17 protein-coding genes are annotated in these 18,587 nt (G+C 61.2%); 11 read left to right on the top strand and 6 right to left on the bottom strand.

From position 1 onward, the window contains the following. The first annotated feature begins 56 nt into the window (after nt 1-56). The 3 genes from relA to ACY4LX_RS25415 all read left to right on the top strand — a co-directional run bounded on the left by relA (nt 57) and on the right by ACY4LX_RS25415 (nt 3,858). Entirely contained in the window at nt 57-2,300 is a 2,244-nt protein-coding gene (gene relA / locus ACY4LX_RS25425) for a GTP diphosphokinase (protein WP_463258199.1), read from the top strand. 153 nt (nt 2,301-2,453) lie between these two features. Continuing rightward, the gene (gene mazG / locus ACY4LX_RS25420) at nt 2,454-3,287 is read left to right on the top strand and encodes a nucleoside triphosphate pyrophosphohydrolase (protein ID WP_463258198.1); all 834 of its coding nucleotides are present in this window, start codon (nt 2,454-2,456) and stop codon (nt 3,285-3,287) included. 28 nt (nt 3,288-3,315) lie between these two features. Beyond that, nucleotides 3,316-3,858 (top strand): DUF2058 domain-containing protein, encoded by a 543-nt coding sequence (locus ACY4LX_RS25415; protein ID WP_149662109.1) that lies wholly within the window; start codon nt 3,316-3,318, stop codon nt 3,856-3,858. Between the two features lie 71 nt (nt 3,859-3,929). On the opposite strand, the gene ACY4LX_RS25410 is transcribed toward ACY4LX_RS25415, so the two are convergent. From ACY4LX_RS25410 to ACY4LX_RS25385, 6 genes are all read right to left on the bottom strand, one after another. Further along, a complete protein-coding gene (locus tag ACY4LX_RS25410) occupies nt 3,930-4,124 on the bottom strand; it encodes a hypothetical protein (RefSeq protein WP_133840456.1) in 195 nt (64 codons plus the stop codon). A gap of 331 nt (nt 4,125-4,455) precedes the next feature. Continuing rightward, nucleotides 4,456-5,676 (bottom strand): beta-ketoacyl-ACP synthase I, encoded by a 1,221-nt coding sequence (fabB, locus tag ACY4LX_RS25405; protein WP_463258197.1) that lies wholly within the window; start codon nt 5,674-5,676, stop codon nt 4,456-4,458. Between the two features lie 11 nt (nt 5,677-5,687). After that, nucleotides 5,688-6,203 (bottom strand): 3-hydroxyacyl-[acyl-carrier-protein] dehydratase FabA, encoded by a 516-nt coding sequence (fabA, locus tag ACY4LX_RS25400; RefSeq protein ID WP_042560484.1) that lies wholly within the window; start codon nt 6,201-6,203, stop codon nt 5,688-5,690. Between the two features lie 248 nt (nt 6,204-6,451). Beyond that, nucleotides 6,452-8,356 carry an ATP-binding protein gene (locus ACY4LX_RS25395; protein ID WP_463258196.1) on the bottom strand — a complete coding sequence of 635 codons (1,905 nt, stop codon included), beginning with the start codon at nt 8,354-8,356 and terminating at the stop codon, nt 6,452-6,454. Continuing rightward, nucleotides 8,353-9,282: an ABC transporter substrate-binding protein gene (locus ACY4LX_RS25390; RefSeq protein WP_463258195.1), complete on the bottom strand. Its 930-nt coding sequence runs from the start codon at nt 9,280-9,282 to the stop codon at nt 8,353-8,355. Before ACY4LX_RS25390 ends, ACY4LX_RS25395 begins: the two co-directional genes overlap by 4 nt. After that, nucleotides 9,283-11,406: a TonB-dependent receptor plug domain-containing protein gene (locus ACY4LX_RS25385; protein ID WP_463258194.1), complete on the bottom strand. Its 2,124-nt coding sequence runs from the start codon at nt 11,404-11,406 to the stop codon at nt 9,283-9,285. Nucleotides 11,407-11,602: 196 nt separating this feature from the next. Between ACY4LX_RS25385 and ACY4LX_RS25380 the strand changes: the two genes are divergently transcribed. The 8 genes from ACY4LX_RS25380 to ACY4LX_RS25345 all read left to right on the top strand — a co-directional run bounded on the left by ACY4LX_RS25380 (nt 11,603) and on the right by ACY4LX_RS25345 (nt 18,558). Next, nucleotides 11,603-12,628 (top strand): NAD(P)H-dependent glycerol-3-phosphate dehydrogenase, encoded by a 1,026-nt coding sequence (locus tag ACY4LX_RS25380; RefSeq protein WP_463258193.1) that lies wholly within the window; start codon nt 11,603-11,605, stop codon nt 12,626-12,628. A gap of 29 nt (nt 12,629-12,657) precedes the next feature. Then, the gene (locus ACY4LX_RS25375; protein ID WP_123510001.1) at nt 12,658-13,005 is read left to right on the top strand and encodes a DUF4389 domain-containing protein; all 348 of its coding nucleotides are present in this window, start codon (nt 12,658-12,660) and stop codon (nt 13,003-13,005) included. Next, the gene (gene sixA, locus ACY4LX_RS25370; protein ID WP_133840463.1) at nt 13,002-13,454 is read left to right on the top strand and encodes a phosphohistidine phosphatase SixA; all 453 of its coding nucleotides are present in this window, start codon (nt 13,002-13,004) and stop codon (nt 13,452-13,454) included. The genes ACY4LX_RS25375 and sixA overlap by 4 nt, the downstream gene beginning before the upstream one ends. Nucleotides 13,455-13,637: 183 nt before the next feature. Continuing rightward, nucleotides 13,638-15,305: an AMP-binding protein gene (locus tag ACY4LX_RS25365; protein WP_463258192.1), complete on the top strand. Its 1,668-nt coding sequence runs from the start codon at nt 13,638-13,640 to the stop codon at nt 15,303-15,305. A 32-nt stretch (nt 15,306-15,337) separates the two neighbouring features. Then, nucleotides 15,338-15,781 (top strand): hotdog fold thioesterase, encoded by a 444-nt coding sequence (locus ACY4LX_RS25360; RefSeq protein WP_149659955.1) that lies wholly within the window; start codon nt 15,338-15,340, stop codon nt 15,779-15,781. Nucleotides 15,782-15,966: 185 nt separating this feature from the next. Continuing rightward, complete coding sequence (locus ACY4LX_RS25355; protein WP_149659956.1) at nt 15,967-16,773, top strand: alpha/beta fold hydrolase; 807 nt, start codon at nt 15,967-15,969, stop codon at nt 16,771-16,773. Next, entirely contained in the window at nt 16,770-17,624 is an 855-nt protein-coding gene (locus ACY4LX_RS25350) for an alpha/beta hydrolase (RefSeq protein WP_149659957.1), read from the top strand. The genes ACY4LX_RS25355 and ACY4LX_RS25350 overlap by 4 nt, the downstream gene beginning before the upstream one ends. Nucleotides 17,625-17,739: 115 nt before the next feature. After that, complete coding sequence (locus ACY4LX_RS25345; RefSeq protein WP_463258191.1) at nt 17,740-18,558, top strand: DUF4892 domain-containing protein; 819 nt, start codon at nt 17,740-17,742, stop codon at nt 18,556-18,558. The last annotated feature ends 29 nt before the right edge of the window (nt 18,559-18,587 follow it).

Here is an 18,587-nt window from a genome sequence, read left to right as displayed (position 1 = left end):
AATGAAGGTCAGCGATTTGACGCATTGAATCTGCGTCGTAGGGAAGGTAAAGCAAGATGGTACAGGTGAGAGCACACCAGCCGATCAACACCGACGGCAGTATCAATCTCGAGGCTTGGCTCGATCACGCGGTCACTGTCGATCAGGCACTGGATCGCGAAGCCTTGAAAGAAGCGTGCGAGTTCGCTCGTGCGTCTGAACAGCAAGCCAATGCGGCGAAAAACCTCTGGTCCGAAGGGACCTCGAGTTTCCGCACGGGCCTTGAGATCGCCGAGATTCTCGCCGACCTCAAACTTGATCAGGATTCGTTGGTTGCCGCGATCCTGTATCGCGGCGTGCGCGAAGGCCAGATTGAACTGCCGGCGGTCAGCCAGCGCTTCGGTCCGGTGGTCGCCAAACTCATCGACGGCGTGTTGCGCATGGCGGCGATCAGCGCCAGCCTGAGCCCCCGTCAATCCCTGGTGCTGGGCACTCAGGGCCAGGTGGAAAACCTGCGCAAGATGCTGGTGGCCATGGTCGACGACGTACGCGTCGCACTGATCAAACTGGCCGAACGCACCTGCGCGATCCGTGCGGTGAAAACCGCCGACGACGAAAAACGCAACCGCGTGGCCCGTGAAGTCTTCGACATCTACGCGCCGCTCGCCCATCGCCTGGGGATCGGTCATATCAAGTGGGAGCTGGAGGACTTGTCCTTCCGTTACCTTGAGCCCGACCAGTACAAACAGATCGCCAAGTTGCTGCATGAGCGACGCCTGGATCGCGAGCGTTTCATCGCCGACGTGATGAACCAGCTGAAGAATGAGCTGACCGCCACGGGCGTCGATGCCGACATCAGCGGCCGGGCCAAACACATCTATTCGATCTGGCGCAAAATGCAGCGCAAGGGTCTGGAGTTCAGCCAGATCTACGACGTGCGCGCCGTTCGCGTGCTGGTGCCGGAAATGCGCGACTGCTACACCGCGCTCGGCATCGTCCACACCCTGTGGCGACACATCCCGAAAGAATTCGACGACTACATCGCCAACCCGAAAGAGAACGGCTACCGCTCGCTGCACACGGCGGTGATCGGCCCCGAAGGCAAGGTGCTGGAAGTGCAGATCCGCACTCATGCCATGCACGAAGAAGCCGAGCTCGGGGTTTGCGCGCACTGGCGCTACAAGGGCACCGACGTCAAGGCAGGTTCCAACCAGTACGAAGAGAAAATCTCCTGGCTGCGGCAGGTCCTCGAGTGGCACGAAGAACTCGGCGACATCGGCGGCCTGGCGGATCAGTTGCGGGTCGATATCGAGCCGGACCGGGTCTACATCTTCACCCCGGACGGTCACGCCATCGACTTGCCGAAAGGCTCGACGCCGCTGGACTTCGCCTACCGTGTGCACACCGAGATCGGCCACAACTGCCGTGGCGCCAAGATCAACGGGCGCATCGTGCCGCTCAACTACAGCCTGCAAACTGGTGAGCAAGTCGAGATCATCACCAGCAAACACGGCACTCCAAGCCGCGACTGGCTGAACTCGAACCTGGGTTACGTCACCACCTCGCGGGCGCGGGCGAAGATCGTTCACTGGTTCAAATTGCAGGCCCGTGATCAGAACGTCGCGGCCGGTAAAACCTTGCTCGAACGTGAACTCACACGCCTCGGCTTGCCGGCAGTGGATTTCGACAAGTTGGCCGAAAAGGCCAACATGAAAACTGCCGAGGACATGTTCGCCGCCCTCGGCGCCGGCGATCTGCGCCTGGCGCAGTTGGTGAATCTGGCGCAGCAACTGGTCGAGCCGGAACGCGGCAACGAACAGCTGGAACTGATCCCGCGCAAAGCCACCGGTTACAAGCCTGGCAAACGCGGCGATATCCAGATCCAGGGCGTCGGCAACCTGATGACCCAAATGGCCGGCTGCTGCCAGCCGCTGCCGGGGGATGCGATCGTCGGTTACATCACCCAGGGCCGCGGTGTGAGCATTCACCGCCAGGACTGCGCCTCGGTGCTGCAACTGGGCGGGCGCGAGCCGGAGCGGATCATCCAGGTCAGCTGGGGCCCGGTGCCGGTGCTCACCTACCCGGTGGACATCATCATCCGTGCCTACGACCGTTCCGGCCTGCTGCGTGACGTGTCGCAAGTACTGCTCAACGAGCGGATCAACGTGCTGGCGGTCAACACCCGCTCGAACAAAGAGGACAACACCGCGTTGATGTCCCTGACCATCGAGATTCCGGGGCTGGATGCATTGGGGCGGTTGCTGGGAAGAATTTCCCAATTGCCGAACATCATCGAAACCCGGCGTAACCGTACACCGTGAAGCGGTCCCCCTGTAGGAGCGAGGCTTGCCCGCGAAGGCGTCGTGTCAGCCAATAAAGATCTCGACTGACACGACGCCTTCGCGGGCAAGCCTCGCTCCTACAGGTTCCCGGTTGGCCGACACATCGCATTGACGATGTAGAGATTAAAAAAGATGTATTCACTTGAAGACTTATTGCACCTGATGAACCGCCTGCGCGACCCGCAGTTCGGTTGCCCGTGGGACATCAAGCAAACCTACGCCACGATCGTTCCGCACACCCTGGAAGAAGCCTACGAAGTCGCCGACGCCATCGAGCGCGGTGACTTCGATCACTTGCAGGGCGAGTTGGGCGATCTGCTGTTCCAGGTGGTTTATTACAGCCAACTGGCCCGGGAAGAAGGGCGTTTCGAATTCGCCGGGGTCATCGACGGCATCACCCGCAAATTGATTCGGCGTCATCCTCACGTGTTCCCCACCGGCGATCTGTACGCGCCGCTGGACGTCCCGCGTCTGAATGAGGAACAGGTCAAACAGCGCTGGGAAGAGATCAAGGCCGAGGAACGCGCCGAGAAATCGTGCGCGCCTGAACAGCTGTCCTTGCTCGATGATGTGCCTGCGGCGCTGCCCGCGCTGTCCCGCTCGGCCAAGTTGCAGAAGCGTGCCGGGCAGGTCGGTTTCGACTGGCCGGATGCGCTGCCGGTGCTGGACAAGGTCCGCGAAGAACTCGATGAAGTGCTCGAAGCCATGGCCGATAACGACTCGGCCGCGATTGCCGATGAAGTCGGTGACCTGCTGTTTTCGGTGGTCAATCTGGCGCGACATCTGAAGGTCGACCCGGAAACGGCCCTGCGTGGCGCCAACAGCAAATTCGAAAGACGCTTCCGATTTATCGAACAGGCATTGCGCGACACCCACCGTCCCATAGAAGATTGCACCCTCGAAGAGTTGGACGCCCTGTGGGGCGAAGCCAAACGTCAGGAAAAGAATTTGCCCAGCTGCGGTTGAGCAGTTGCCTAAGTGAGAAATAAGCACCATGAGCATTTCCCTTCGCGACCAGTTGCTCAAAGCAGGGCTGGTCAACCAAAAGCAGGCCAAACAGGTCGGCAAAGAGAAGCAGAAGCAGCAGCGCCTGGTCCATAAAGGCCAGGTCGAACAGGATGACACCCAGCAACGCCTGGCCAAGGAAGCGCTGGCCGAGAAGGTCAAGCGCGACCAGGAACTGAATCGCCAGCAGCAGGAGAAGGCCGAGGCCAAGGCCCGCGCCGCCCAGGTCAAGCAATTGATCGAAGTCTCGCGCCTGCCGAAGCTGACCACCGAGGACTACTACAACTTCGTCGATGACAAGAAGGTCAAGCGCCTCTCGGTCAACCCGCTGATGCGCAACCAGCTCAGCAACGGCTTCCTGGCGATCGTGCATCACGCCGGCGGTTACGAAGTGATCCCCCGTGAGGCGGCCCTGAAGATCCAGGAGCGCGATCCGCAGCGGATCGTGCAGCTCAACGTCAAGAAAGAAGAAGTCGCGGCCGAGGACGATCCGTACGCGGCCTACCAGATTCCTGATGATCTGATGTGGTAAGCCTTTAGGGCCCGCTACAACGACAAACCCCGCTCATGGCGGGGTTTGTCGTTTTCAATGCTGTAGTTGCTTCACGCCTGGGCAGATCGCAGTTCGCGCTGCTGCTCCAGTGTTTCCAGTTCAGACTTGTAGTTATGCGCATCGGTCTCGGAATGGAACATGCCGACCAGCATGTCTTGTTGATGTACATCCCAGATACGGATACCGGCGGCGATGCCTTCATGGGATTTATGTGAATCGTCGCGTTCAGTTACTTTTACAGTCATCTGCTAGCTCCAATCTCAGTTACCTGCACCAAGGCGTGTGCAGGCCTCTGTTATATGTTTTGTTAGCTTCCTAAGTAAACGCTTTCGTTCGGCAACGAATAATTGCGAAAACTGCAAAAGTCCCGCAGCCCGCTAAACACGCGACATTCGGTCGCAGGTGGCTGAGTTAGATGACAAAAGTTTCATGTTCGCGATGAACAAATCCGCTGCTTGAACGCCGTACCTGTAGGAGCCTGGCTCCTGCAAAAGCATTGCGATGGCTTTTTCCAAGTGCAAAAAAAACGCCCCGAACCAGTCGGGGCGTTTTTCTGTGCGGCGAGGCGGCGGGGTATTACTTGCCGGCCCAGCGCTTCAGTACCAGCGTAGCGTTAGTGCCACCGAAGCCGAAGCTGTTGCTCATCACGGTGTTGATGGTGGCGTCTTCGCGCGTCTTGGTCAGGATCGGCATGTCAGCCACTTCCGGGTCCAGTGCGTCGATGTTGGCGGAACCCGCCATGAAGTTGCCTTCCATCATCAGCATGCAGTAGATCGCTTCGTGAACGCCGGCGGCGCCCAGGGAGTGACCCGACAGGCTCTTGGTGGAGCTGATGGCCGGTGCCTTGTCGCCGAACACCGCACGCACACCTTTCATTTCCGCGAGGTCGCCGACCGGAGTCGAGGTGCCGTGGGTGTTCAGGTAGTCGATCGGGGTGTCGACGGTGGACATGGCCATCTGCATGCAGCGGATGGCGCCTTCGCCGCTTGGTGCGACCATGTCATAGCCGTCGGAGGTCGCGCCGTAGCCAACGACTTCCGCGTAGATCTTCGCGCCACGGGCCAGAGCGTGTTCCAGCTCTTCGACCACGACCATGCCGCCACCGCCGGCGATGACGAAACCGTCACGGTCAGCGTCGTAGGCGCGGGAGGCTTTTTCCGGCGTGTCGTTGCGCTTGCTGGACAGTGCGCCCATGGCGTCGAACAGGAACGATTGGCTCCAATGCTCTTCTTCACCGCCGCCGGCGAACACGATGTCCTGCTTGCCCATCTGGATCTGTTCCATGGCGGTACCGATGCAGTGAGCACTGGTGGCGCAGGCAGATGCGATGGAGTAGTTCAGGCCCTTGATCTTGAACGGTGTGGCCAGGCAAGCGGAAACGGTGCTGCTCATGGTCCGCGTGACGTAGTACGGCAGAACCTTCTTGATGCCTTTTTCACGCAGGGTGTCCAGCGCTTCCATCTGGTTCAGCGTGGAAGCACCGCCGGAACCGGCGATCAGGCCGGTACGCGGGTTGGATACCTGCTCTTCGGTCAGGCCCGAGTCTTCGATGGCGCTTTTCATCGCTACATAAGCGTAAGCCGCTGCGTCACCGACGAAGCGAAAGGTCTTGCGATCAATCAGCTCTTTAAGCGGCAGGTCAATGGAGCCGGAAACCTGGCTACGCAGACCCATTTCGGCATATTCCGGGTTGAACCGGATGCCCGGGCGACTTGCACGCAGGTTAGCGGAGACGGTCTCTTTGTCATTGCCCAGGCACGAAACGATGCCCAGACCAGTGATAACGACGCGGCGCATGCGGATAACCCTTAGAAGTTTTCAGTGGAGGTGAACACGCCGACCCGGAGGCCTTCGGCGGTGTAGATTTCGCGGCCGTCGACACTGACCGAACCATCGGCGATAGCGAGGTTCAGCTTGCCTTTGAGGACGCGCTTGATCTGAATGTTATACGTAACTTTCTTGGCAGTCGGCAGGACCTGACCAAAGAACTTCACTTCGCCCGACCCCAGTGCACGACCGCGGCCTGGCAGGCCTTGCCAGCCCAGGAAGAAGCCGACCAGTTGCCACATGGCGTCGAGGCCCAGGCAGCCCGGCATCACCGGATCACCTTCGAAGTGGCAGGCGAAGAACCACAGGTCTGGAGTGATATCCAGCTCGGCGACCAATTCACCTTTGCCGTACTTGCCACCTTCTTCGCTGATATGGGTGATGCGATCCACCATCAGCATGTTCGGGGCGGGCAGTTGCGCGTTACCTGGGCCGAACAGCTCACCGCGACTGCAGCGCAGCAGGTCTTCCCGAGTAAAGGCGTTTTGTTTGGTCATGCGAGCTCCTCAATAGTCCCGTGCGGCAGGGTGGGGCAAATCTTCCCGGCCGATCGAAGCGTTCATGCCTCGAGTCGACAGCCTACTCATAGACTATTGCGTTGTGGTGAAAGTCACAGCACCAAGGACATGAATGTACACTTGTGCACTGAAATTATTATTCAAGCCCCTTTTCGGGCCTGTTCGGGTGCCTAAGACTGCCGCACTTTCGCCTTTCACGCCAGTCGCAGATAGCCGAAAGGACAGCACTACTGCACCCAACGCTGCAGAATTTGCTGCAGATCAGTGCGTTTGAAGGGCTTGGCCAGGTAATCGTTCATGCCCGCCGCCAGGCACGCTTCGCGGTCACCCTGCAAGGCGTTGGCCGTCAGGGCGATGATCGGCAAGTCCAGGCAACCGGGCAATTGGCGAATCTGGCGGGTCGCTTCATAGCCGTCGATGATCGGCAACCGGCAGTCCATCAGGATCGCCTCGAAAATCAGACTCTCGGCACTGCGTACCGCCTGGGCGCCGTCGGTGGCGACGCTGACCGTAAAGCCCAGGCTGCGCAACATGGCTTCGATAACCGTCTGGTTGACCGGATTGTCCTCCACCAGCAACACATTGCGTCCTTCACCGTTGCCATTGCCGGTCGGCACCCGTGGCGCCGGCAGTTCCGGCAAAGCCTGCTTATAAAGCGCGAGGGGGATTTCCAGGGTGAACACCGACCCGCGACCTTCCTCGCTCTGGGCCCGCAACGTACCGCCCATGCGTTCGGCGAGGGTGCGGGCAATCGGCAAACCGAGCCCGGTGCCGCCGTAACGTCTTGAAATGGAACTGTCGGCCTGCTGGAACGCGTTGAACATCAATTCCAGGCTTTCGGGGGAAATCCCGATGCCACTGTCGCGCACGGTGCAGGTGAACCACAGCAATTCGTGATCCAGGGACTGCCACTGCGGCTCGATGGTCACGCGGCCCTGTTCGGTGAACTTCAGAGCGTTGCCGATCAGGTTGACCAGGATCTGCCGGATCCGCGTCGGATCGCCCTGAACCTGCAAGGCGCGCATGTCGTCGGGAATCAGCAGCTCAAGGTCGAGCTTGCGTTGCACCGCGCTGTGCTGGAACGACTGGGCGCAGCTGCCGATCAGGTCGGCGAGGTTGAACGGAATGTGCTCCAGCTCCAGTTCCGAACGCTCGATGCGCGAGAAGTCGAGGATGTCGTTGATCACCTTGAGCAAGTGTTCGGTGGACTCCGACGCCAGCGCCGCGTATTCGACCTGCTCCTCGGTCATGTCGGTGGTTTCGAGCAATTGCAGCATGCCCAGCACGCCATTCATCGGGGTACGCAGTTCGTGGCTCATCATCGCCAGGAAGTCGGATTTGGCGTTGTTGGCCTTTTCCGCTTCCTCGCGGGTCTGGATCAACTGCGACATCGCTTGCTGCTGTTCGCGGCTGGCCTTTTCCAGACCTTCGGCGAGGTTGTTGATGTGTTGCGACAAGGCCCCCAGCTCGGTGTCGTCGACGATCGGTAGCGGCGTGCTGTAGTCGCCTTTCTGGATCGCCTTGACCGCGTTACCGATGTCGCGGATCGGTTGCGACAGACTGCCGGCCAGGCGCCGGGCCAACAGAAAGGTGAACAGCAAGGCGAACAACGCGAGGATCCCGGCCTTGAGCAGGATCTCCTGCTGGCGCTGGCTGAAGGCGTCGTTGGACAGGCCGACGATCACCCGCCCCAGATAGTCCTCGCTCGGCGCACTGACCGAGGTCTTGGTGTTCTGGAAGAAGTCATTGTTCAGCGCGATCCGTTGCAACCGCACCGGTGCCTGGAACACTTCGACCTGCTGCGAGCGGTTGTGGGATTCCGACGGTTGCTCGACGTACACCAGAATCCGGTTGGCGCTGTCCTGCACTTCCAGAAAGCGCACATTGGGCGTGGCCAGCGTGGCCTTGAGCAGACTTTCCAGCACGTCGTTGTTGCCGGAGATCACACCGTATTCGGTAGCCGGTGCCAACTGGTTGGCGATCAGTTGACCGGTGTGGTTGAGCTCCTGGCGCAAGTCCTGGATCCGCACGAAGGTGAAGAAACTGATCAGCAGCAAGGTCAGCAGCAGGGCAGGGCCGAGGCTGATGATCTGGGTTCGGGTGTTGATGTCCCAACGGCGTCGGAAGGTCATGGGCGGCTTTCTCCTTCAGCCAACTGTGCGGCAACAGATGCTTCATTCATCTGTTCAATACCTAATGAACGAGCCACTTGTGGATTGCTTAAGACTTTGAAGTGCCTGGGGTAGAGCGTACGCGGCCAGGTGGCCGGTGGCCGGTCGAGCAACTCGTCGAGAATCGCCAGCCAGTCGCTTTGGTCGCTGTAGGTGCTGGCCAGGCTGCCAGCCTTGACGAAACCGGCATTGGGGCCGATCAGCGCCATCTGTCGTGCATAGCTGCTGAGCAGCAGGTTTTTCGCGGTTTTCGGGTTGTACAAATCGGGGTCATCGAGCCCGAGCAGCACATCGCTGTTTTTCAGCAGTGTCAGCAACGGGCGACTGTCGTTGGTGTTGTCCCAACGTTCGGCGACGATCTCCAGGCCCAGGGGCAGGGCGGCCTGGCGCAGTTCTTTCAAGAGGAATTCGCTGTGCCGGTCATAGAGCACGCCGACCCGGCGCACCTGGGGCAGCACCAATCGGGTCAGGCGCAATTGCCGGTCCAGAGGCGGATCGCTCCACAAGAGGCTGAGGTGGGGGGGCAGCAGATTATTCAGGCGTTGCCGCGCTTGCAGGCGGCTGATGCGCAGCACCAATGTTGCCGGGCCCTGGCTGTCTTGCAGGCGCCAGTCGAGGCTCGGCAGGTCAAGTAAAATCAAGCGCGTACCGCCGGGCAATTGACTCGGTGCCGGCAGGCTGGCCAGCGGCTGGAAACGCACGCTGTCGGTGGGGCGCAGCTCATTCAGGGCCTGGGTGAAAGATTGCACGCCGGGACTGTCTTCGGCACCGGTCAGCAGAATCTCCATGGCACAAGCCGACAGACTGCAAAGCAGCCCGCCGAACGCCAGCCACAGCACGGCCAACAAATGGCCAAGGCTTGGCGTCTTCCGTGACTGAGGTTGCATCTAAAACGCCAGCTCCGCGCTGAAGTAGAGCACCCGGCGCTCGTCGTAATTGTTGTCGATGAAGGTGGTGGGCTGGTTATCGAGGCGCTGTTGCAGCACGCCGGCCAGTTCCAGGTTGGCCTTGCCCAGGCCGATGCGTTTGGCGATGCGCGTGTCGAGCCGTTCGAAGCGGTAACCGTTGAGGGCGTCGTCCCCATAGTAGAAGAGCGCGCTGTTCCAGCCTTGGCCCCAGTTGCGCAGCCAACCGGCGGAACCGCTGTTGCGTGCCGTCTGCTGTTGGTCCAGCGGGTTGCTGGCCTTGGCATCGACGTAGGCATAGGTCAGGCGCAGGCGATCGGCACGGCTGACGTGCCAGTCGAGTTGGGTTTCAGTGCCGGTGAAGCGTGAGTTGTTGGCGTTGCTGGCGATGTACTGGTTGTTGCGCAACGGCTCACTGATCATGCCGGTGATTTCGTCGTAGAACAGCTTCACATCCACCGCCAGGCCCAGCTCGACGAAGAAACCGTTGTAGCCCAGTTCCCGGGAACGCATGCGTTCCTTGTCGAGGTCGCCGGGGCCACGGGTCTTCACGAAATAGCGGGCGCTGGACTGGCCATAGGCGCTGGGCCGCAGATTGGTCACCTGATAGCTCCAGTTCACGTTGTTCTCGAACATGTCCGGTGAGCGGATGGCTTCGGAATACACCGCGCGCAAGCCGTGGCGCGGGTTGATCAGGTAATTGACCGCCACCCGTGGGGTCAGCGAACTGCCGGTCAGTTGCGTGTCTTCGAACATCGCGCCGCCCTGTAGCAACCAGTGTTCGCTGGCGCGCCACTCAAGTTGGCCGAACGTGCGCCAGGTGGTGTCGTCGAGGGTGCCATTGAAGTAGGTCTCGGAATCTGCCCGGTCGTAACGATAGTTCATGCCGCTGACCAGCCGCAGACTATCGGACAGGCTCAGGGTGTCTTGCAGTTCGAGGTCGTAGCGCGATTCCCGGGCGCTCTGGTCGATGTCGCCACACAAGGTTCGCTTGGCGCCGTTCTTCCATTGCGCCAGCACCTGATTGCCCAACGCTTGTTCCGCCGCAGTACCTGCCGGGGCGCCGGGGCCGGTGTAGCGCGCCATATTGCGCGCCAGGCGTTCGGCGTAATTCGGGTTGAGTTGCCACAGGTCGGTCAGCTCGGGGCTGAACGACACTTCGGCATCACAGGCGCGCCAGGTCTGCTGGCGATCCCAATGTTGCGCCGAGCCCTGGATATACAGGCTGTGATCGGGATTGATGTCCAGGTTCCAGCGCAGGGAGCCCGCGTAATCCTTGGCGATTACGTCGGAATTGTTCCCGGCAGCGGTAATCCCCGAGAACACCGGGCGGTAGGTATACGGTCGCTGGTTGCTGCCGTCCTTGGCATTCAATTGCCAATCGATGCTTTGGCTTTCATTGAGCGATTGGCTGACCGCGAGGTTGAAACGGTTCAAGCGCCGACTGTCGCGGTAATCGGCGCCGGTGCGGTCCGAGTCGAAGCCGTCGTCTTGCTGGCCGGAGAGCGACAGGCGCAGATCGCCGCCGTCCCAACCGGTGCCCTGGCTGGCGTAGAAATCATTGATGCCGCGCTGGCCCCGGGTGACTTTCAGGCGCGTGCCGTGGCTGTCCGCCGGGTTGCGGGTGATGATGTTGACCACCGCCATCAGCGCGTTGGCGCCGTAGCTGACGGTGTTAGGGCCGCGAAAGACTTCGATGCGCTCGATGTCTTCCATCGCCACCGGAATATCGCTCCAGTCCACGGTGGCCAGGCCGGCGCGGTACACCGAACGGCCATCGATCAACACCTGCATGCGCCGGGCTTCGCTGGCATTGGTGCCGTGGTAGTTCACTGCCGCCTGGTTGCCATTGATGTTGCCGACCATCATCCCCGGCACCAGGCGCAGCAATTCGCTGATGTCCCGGGCGCCGCTGGCGTTGATGAGTTCGCTGTCGATCACCGTCATGCTCCCCGGCACGGCGGCCGGCGACTGCTTGAGTCGCGTCGCCGTCAGTACTTGCGGCAACGGATCGCTGTCGAGGAACAGGTCGTCGGCCAGCAAAACCGGGCTGAAGAACAGCGCCAGCAGCAGCGACGAGCGAGGTGAGGAGGGGCCAAAAGACACGACACAGCCTTGGTAGCGATTAAGTGGCGCGCATGTTAACCGAGCTCAGTCACTTTTCCAGTCACGTTATGGGCATTTTCCTCGGATTTGTTGGTCTTCTTCCTACACGTGTCGGTAATTGACGCGGGGGCTGGCCGCCACTGGGCCGCTCCGTATAATGCCGGCATCGCCACTGGTATGGATTAACGGATTGCATATGACTGAACAGCGCCCAATTGCGGTCCTGGGAGGCGGAAGTTTTGGTACCGCCGTGGCAAACCTGCTGGCCGAGAACGGCCATCAGGTCCTGCAGTGGATGCGTGACCCCGAACAGGCCGAGGCCATCCGGGTCAATCGCGAGAACCCGCGTTACCTCAAAGGCATCAAGATCCTGCCGGGTGTTACGGCGGTCACCGACCTGCCTGCCACCCTCGACGCCTGCGACCTGTGCTTCGTCGCGCTGCCGTCCAGCGCGTTGCGCGCGGTGCTGGTGCCGTATGCCGAACGCTTGAGCGGCAAATTGCTGGTCAGCCTGACCAAGGGCATCGAAGCCCACACGTTCAAGCTGATGAGCGAGATTCTCGAAGAGATCGCCCCGCAAGCGCGCATCGGTGTGCTGTCCGGGCCGAACCTGGCCCGTGAAATCGCCGAACACGCCCTGACCGCTACGGTGGTCGCCAGCGAAGACGAAGAACTTTGCGTGCGGGTCCAGGAAGCCCTGCACGGCCGCACTTTCCGCGTCTATGCAAGCGCCGACCGTTTTGGCGTGGAGTTGGGCGGGGCGTTGAAAAACGTCTACGCCATCATCGCCGGCATGGCCGTGGCGCTGGGCATGGGCGAAAACACCAAGAGCATGCTGATTACCCGGGCCTTGGCGGAAATGACCCGCTTCGCGGTGAATCAGGGGGCTAACCCGATGACCTTCCTCGGTCTGGCGGGCGTTGGTGACTTGATCGTCACGTGCTCGTCGCCGAAAAGCCGCAACTATCAGGTCGGGTTCGCCCTCGGCCAGGGCCTGAGCCTGGAAGACGCAGTGACGCGCCTGGGCGAAGTCGCCGAAGGCGTGAACACCCTCAAAGTGCTCAAGGCCAAGTCCCAGGAAGCGGGCGTGTACATGCCGCTGGTCGCCGGGCTGCACGCGATTTTGTTTGAAGGGCGCACGCTTGAGCAGGTGATCGAACTGTTAATGCGGGCCGAGCCGAAGACCGACGTCGACTTTATCTCCACCAGCGGTTTCAACTGATTGCTTTATCTACGGGCAGGGAGCGGCACATGAACGATCCGAAAACAGAAGCCAAGTACGAATCCATTCTGCTGCGAGTGTTGTGGATGATCGTCTTCTTGCTGGTCTGGCAAGTGGCGCAATTTATCCTCGGCGCGGTAGTGCTGGTGCAGTTGATCTATCGTTTGATCTATGGCGCCCCGAGCGCCAGCCTGATGAACTTCGGCGACAGCCTGAGCCAGTTCCTGGCGCAGATCGGTCGTTTCGGCACGTTTCACAGCGACCAGAAGCCTTGGCCGTTCGCCGATTGGCCGACGCCGCGTACCCCGGAAGGTGAAGCGCCGCACGTTGTAGCGCCTGCACCGCATCCGGCCCGAGATGAGGAGCCTAAGCTATGAAACTCTGGGTATTGCGTCATGGTGAAGCCGAGCCACACGGCACGCGTCCAGACTCCGAACGGGCATTGACCGCCCACGGTCGTGAAGAAGTGCTGCGCACGGCTGCCGAGTTGATCGGCCGGCCGATTACGGCCATTTATGCCAGTCCTTACCTGCGTGCGCAGGAGACCGCGCAACTGGTCCGTGAAGCGCTGGGGTTCGCCCCCGAGATCCGCACCGTCGAGTGGCTGACCCCGGACAACCGCCCGCAAGCGGTGGCCGAGCAGTTGGTGTCGGTCGATCACGCGTTGCTGGTCAGCCATAACCCGTTGGTGGGCAACTTGCTGGGCTACCTGCAGCACGGTCATGTGCAAGACCCGGAAGCGGTGAAAACCGCCGGCCTGGCGGAGCTGGAAGGCGACTTGCCGCTGGCCGGCGGCATGAAGCTCAACGGCATCAAACACCCCTGACCCGCACACTTGCGTAGGAGCGAGGCTTGCCCGCGAAGGCGTCGTGTCATTTAGCAACGATGTCGACTGACACGACGCCTTCGCGGGCAAGCCTCGCTCCTACAGGTCCGTGTGAAATAGTTGACCAAGCACTTGCTCGGTTGACTACGCTTGCTCCAGACCAAAAACAAAGGAGCAAGTCGCATGCCTGCTGCTTTTCGTTTGCCGCTGGACGTGTTCTACGAACGTGAAGCCCGCCATCCCCGCCAGCGCTTTCTGGTCCAGCCACTGGGCGGCGGCCAGGTCGAGACACTGAGCTGGGCCGATGTCGGCCATCAAGCCCGCTGCGCCGCTCATTGGTTGCGCGCCCGGGAACTGCCCCAAGGCAGCCACATCGCCTTGATCTCGAAAAACTGCGCCCACTGGATCATCGCCGATCTGGCGATCTGGATGGCCGGGCATGTGTCAGTGCCGCTTTACCCCAACCTCACTGCTGAATCCGTGGCCCAAGTGCTGGAACACTCCGAGGCGGCGCTGGCGTTTGTCGGCAAACTGGATGATTGGCCCGGCATGTCTCGCGGCGTCAGCCCGGACCTGCCGACCATCAGCTTGCCGCTGCATCCGCCGGGCGCCTTCAATTTCAGCTGGGACGACCTGCAGAAAAGCTCGCCGATCCAGGACGACCCGAAACCCGCCGCCGAGCAATTGGCGACCATCATCTATACCTCCGGCACCACCGGCCTGCCCAAAGGCGTGATGCACAGCTTCGGCAACCTCGGCTTCGCCACCACCCGTGGCACGCAGTTGTTCGGCCTCAGCGAGTCGGACCGGTTGCTGTCCTATCTGCCGCTGTGCCATGTCGCCGAGCGGATGTTCGTCGAGCTGGCGTCGATCTACACCGGACAAACCGTGTTCTTTGCCGAGAGCCTCGACACCTTCCTCACCGATCTGCAGCGCGCGCGCCCGACCGCGATGTTCGGCGTGCCGCGCATCTGGACCAAATTCCAGATGGGCGTGTACAGCAAGATTCCGGCAAAACGCCTGGATTTCCTGCTCGGCCTGCCCTTTATCGGCAAGCGGGTCGGGCACAAAGTCCTCGCCGGGCTGGGGCTTGATGCGCTGCGCGTGGCCCTGTCCGGCGCCGCGCCAGTGCCGCAGACCTTGCTGCTGTGGTACCGCAAACTCGGGCTGGACGTGCTGGAGGTGTACGGCATGACCGAAAGTTGCGGGTACTCGCACATCGGCCGGCCGGGAGACGACAAGCCGGGCTGGATCGGCAAGCCGTGTCCGGAGGTTGAAGTGCGGATCGCCGAGACCGGGGAGGTCTTGGTGCGCAGCGGCGCGACCATGCTCGGCTATTTCAAGGAGCCGGAAAAAACCGCCGATACGATCACCGAGGACGGCTTCCTGCGTACCGGTGACAAGGGCGAGCAGGACGCCGAAGGTCACTTGCGCCTGACCGGGCGCCTGAAGGAAATCTTCAAGACCAGCAAAGGCAAATACGTGGCCCCGGCACCGATCGAAAATCGCCTGGCGGTGCATTCGCGGATCGAGCAGGTGTGCGTGGTCGGCGATGGCTTGAGCGCGCCGATGGGATTGTGCGTGCTGTCGGCGGTGGGTTTGCAGGATGCCGCCAGTTCAGCGCGCAACGCTTTGCATTCGAGCCTGGAAAAACTCCTGGAAGAGGTCAACGGCGCCCTCGATAAACATGAACGCTTGCTCCGCCTGGTGGTGGTCAAGGACAGCTGGGCGGTGGAAAACGGCTTCCTGACCCCGACCCTGAAGATCAAGCGCAACGTGATCGAAGCCGCGTACGGGGCGCGCTTCGAAGAATGGAGCGAGCGCAATGAAGCGGTGCTGTGGCAGGATTGAGCAACGAACACCCTCAATAAAGGAAGTCAGCGATGAGTCTGTGGCGTACCGCTCCCAACATTGAACAATTGAACGCGATCCAGAAAAACACCATCGGCGAAGTGCTGGATATTCGCTTCGAAGCCTTCGACGACGAGTCCCTGAGCGCCAGCATGGTCATCGACCATCGCACTCATCAGCCTTACGGGTTGCTGCACGGCGGCGCCTCGGTGGTGCTGGCCGAAACCGTAGGCTCGATGGCCAGTTACCTGTGCATCGATGCCAGCAAGTTCTATTGCGTGGGCCTGGAAATCAACGCCAACCACTTGCGCGGCTTGCGCAGCGGGCGGGTGACGGCGGTGGCCAAGGCGATCCATATCGGCCGCACCACCCATGTGTGGGATATCCGTTTGACCAGTGATGAGGGCAAGGCCAGTTGTGTGTCGCGGTTGACCATGGCGGTGGTGCCATTGGGGGAGAATCCGCCTTCCCGTTAAACGACGTTCTATCGGCCGAGCAATACCTGTGGCGAGGGAGCAAGCTCTCTCGCCACAGGGGGGCAATGCCGGATTGCCCATAGCCATGGCCAGACTGTCATCATTCCTGTCAGTTACGGTCATTGCTGTAGTCCACTGTCTTACGGACAATCAACCCCACGTTTCTCGCCCATGGATTGACCGGTATGTCGCAGCAGATCTTTTTCGCCCACGCCAATGGCTTTCCTTCTGGGACCTACGGCAAGTTGTTCGCGGCGTTGGCACCTGAATATCAGGTGACGCATCTGGAGCAGCACGCCCATGACCCGCGTTTCCCGGCCGATGACAACTGGCGCAACCTGGTGGACGAGTTGATCCATCACCTGAAGCGACAGCCGGAACCGGTCTGGGGCGTCGGCCATTCCTTCGGCGGTGTGCTGCACTTGCACGCGGCGCTGCGTTGCCCCGAGTTGTATCGCGGGGTGGTGATGCTCGATTCGCCGGTGCTGACTCGCGCCGATCAATGGGTGATCCTCGCCGCCAAGCGTTTCGGTTTCATTGATCGCCTGACGCCCGCCGGGCGCACCCTGGGCCGGCGTGAAGAGTTCGCCGACCTGGACAGCGCCCGCCGCTATTTCGCCGGCAAAACCCTGTTTCGCGGTTTCGACCCGGAATGCTTCGACGCCTACCTGCAACACGGTTTGCACAAAGTCGGCGACAAGCTGCGCCTGCGCTTCGACCCCGCCACGGAAATCAGCATCTATCGCGGCGTACCCCACACCAGCCCCGGCCGCGCCCGGCAGTTGAAAGTGCCGCTGGCGGTGGTGCGCGGCAATAACAGCCGCGTGGTCATGCGCCATCACGCCAGCTCCGTCGGGCGTATGCCGTTCGGCGAGTCCTTGACCATGCCTGGCGGCCACATGTTTCCCCTCGAACGTCCCCAGGACACCGCCACGTTGCTGAAGAACCTGTTCAGCCGCTGGGAAGGTCGCCGCCAGCAGGATTGCGCATGAGCAGCGTCGTCGAAGAAGTGCGTCTGAGCCTGCCGCACATCGAGTTGGCGGCGCACTTGTCGGGGCCCGAGGATGGCTTGCCGGTGATCGCCTTGCACGGCTGGCTGGACAACGCCAACAGCTTTGCCCGGTTGGCACCCAGGCTCAAAGGCTTGCGGATTATTGCCCTGGACATGGCTGGCCACGGTCACTCCGGGCATCGGCCGATAGGCGCTGGCTACGCGATGTGGGATTACGCCCACGATGTACTGCAAGTCGCCGAACAGCTTGGACTCAAGAAATTTGCGCTGCTGGGCCATTCCATGGGCGCGATCGCTTCGTTGATCGTCGCCGGGTCGATGCCGGAGCGTGTCACCCATCTGGCCCTGATCGATGGCGTCATTCCTCCTACAGACAAAGGCGAAAACGCTGCCGAACGCATGGGCATGGCCCTGCAAGCGCAACTGGATCTGCGGGAGAAGCGCAAACCGGTCTACACCACCCTTGATCGCGCTGTCGAAGCCCGGATGAAAGGCCTGGTGGCGGTCAGTCGCGAAGCCGCCGAACTGCTGGCGCAACGGGGCCTGATGCCGGTGCCGGGCGGCTACACCTGGCGTACCGACAGCCGCCTGACGCTACCGTCGCCGCTGCGCCTGACCCAGGAACAGGCGATGGCCTTCGTGCAGCGCATCACTTGTCCTACGCGGCTGGTGGTGGCGGCCGACGGCATGCTCGCCAAACATCCGGAGTTGCTGGAGCGTCTACCCTTTAGCCGAGAACAGCTGCCAGGTGGCCATCATTTGCACCTGAATGACGAGCCTGGCGCCGATCTTGTCGCAGACTGTTTCAATCGGTTCTTCGCCGTTCCTTGACTTGCGACGGGCAACTGCCGAGGCTGGGCGGGTTGAAAAAGGAGACAACCATGATCGATCTCTACACCGCAGCGACCCCGAATGGCCTCGCGGTCGCCCAGGCCATGCTTATCCAATGAGCCTGCCTAAGCGTTCACTCAGCCTGTTGGCATTGTGTTGTTTCAGTCCGATGTTATTTGCAGCCGATGTTCCGGGCAGCCAGGACCTGCCGATCGTGCCGCGCCTGGCCGATGCGCAGATCGTCGACTATCGCCCGCCGATGGAGCTTGAGCGGATCTATCCGCTGGGCTCGATTCGCAAGATCAGCGGCCAGTTGCGCTTCGATGGTCAGGTCAGCGCCCGAGGGCAAACCACTTCGGTAACTTACGAATTGCCGCCGGAGCATGCCTCCACCGAAGCCTTTACCGCCGCCCGCGAAGCCTTGCAGAAGCAGGGCGCGGAACTGCTGTTCTGGTGTCAGGCCCGGGATTGCGGCGAAAGCAGCCTGTGGGCCAATGAAGTCTTTGGCAACTCCAAGCTCTATGGCGCGGACGAGCAACAGGCGTATCTGCTCTTGCGGCTGGCGGCCCCCAAGGACAATTCGCTGGTGGCGCTCTACAGCATCACCCGGGGCAATCGCAAAGCGTACCTGCACGTCGAACAGTTTGAATCGGCGGCGCCGCTGGGGGATTTGTTGCCCACCTCCGCAACGTTGCTGCGCCAGCTCAAAAGCACCGGCGAGCTCGACTTCCCGAAACTGAATGCCGATCCCGATGACACCTGGCTGCGCTTGATTTCCCGTGGCCTGAACCTCGACACCACGTTGCGGGTCAGTGTTTCCGGGGCCAAGGCCGAAGCCTGGCGCCAGGCGCTGATCGCCCAGGGCGTGCGGGCGGCGCGCATGGAAACCGGCAGTGTCGATGGCTCTGGCCTGCACGTCGAACTGTTGCGATAAGCTGCATCAGGCGAACGTGATCCTCACGT

Source organism: Pseudomonas sp. Emmai, from assembly GCF_055179735.1.
Note: the sequence above shows the minus strand (reverse complement) of the source record. Positions and strands in the feature narration are given on the sequence as shown.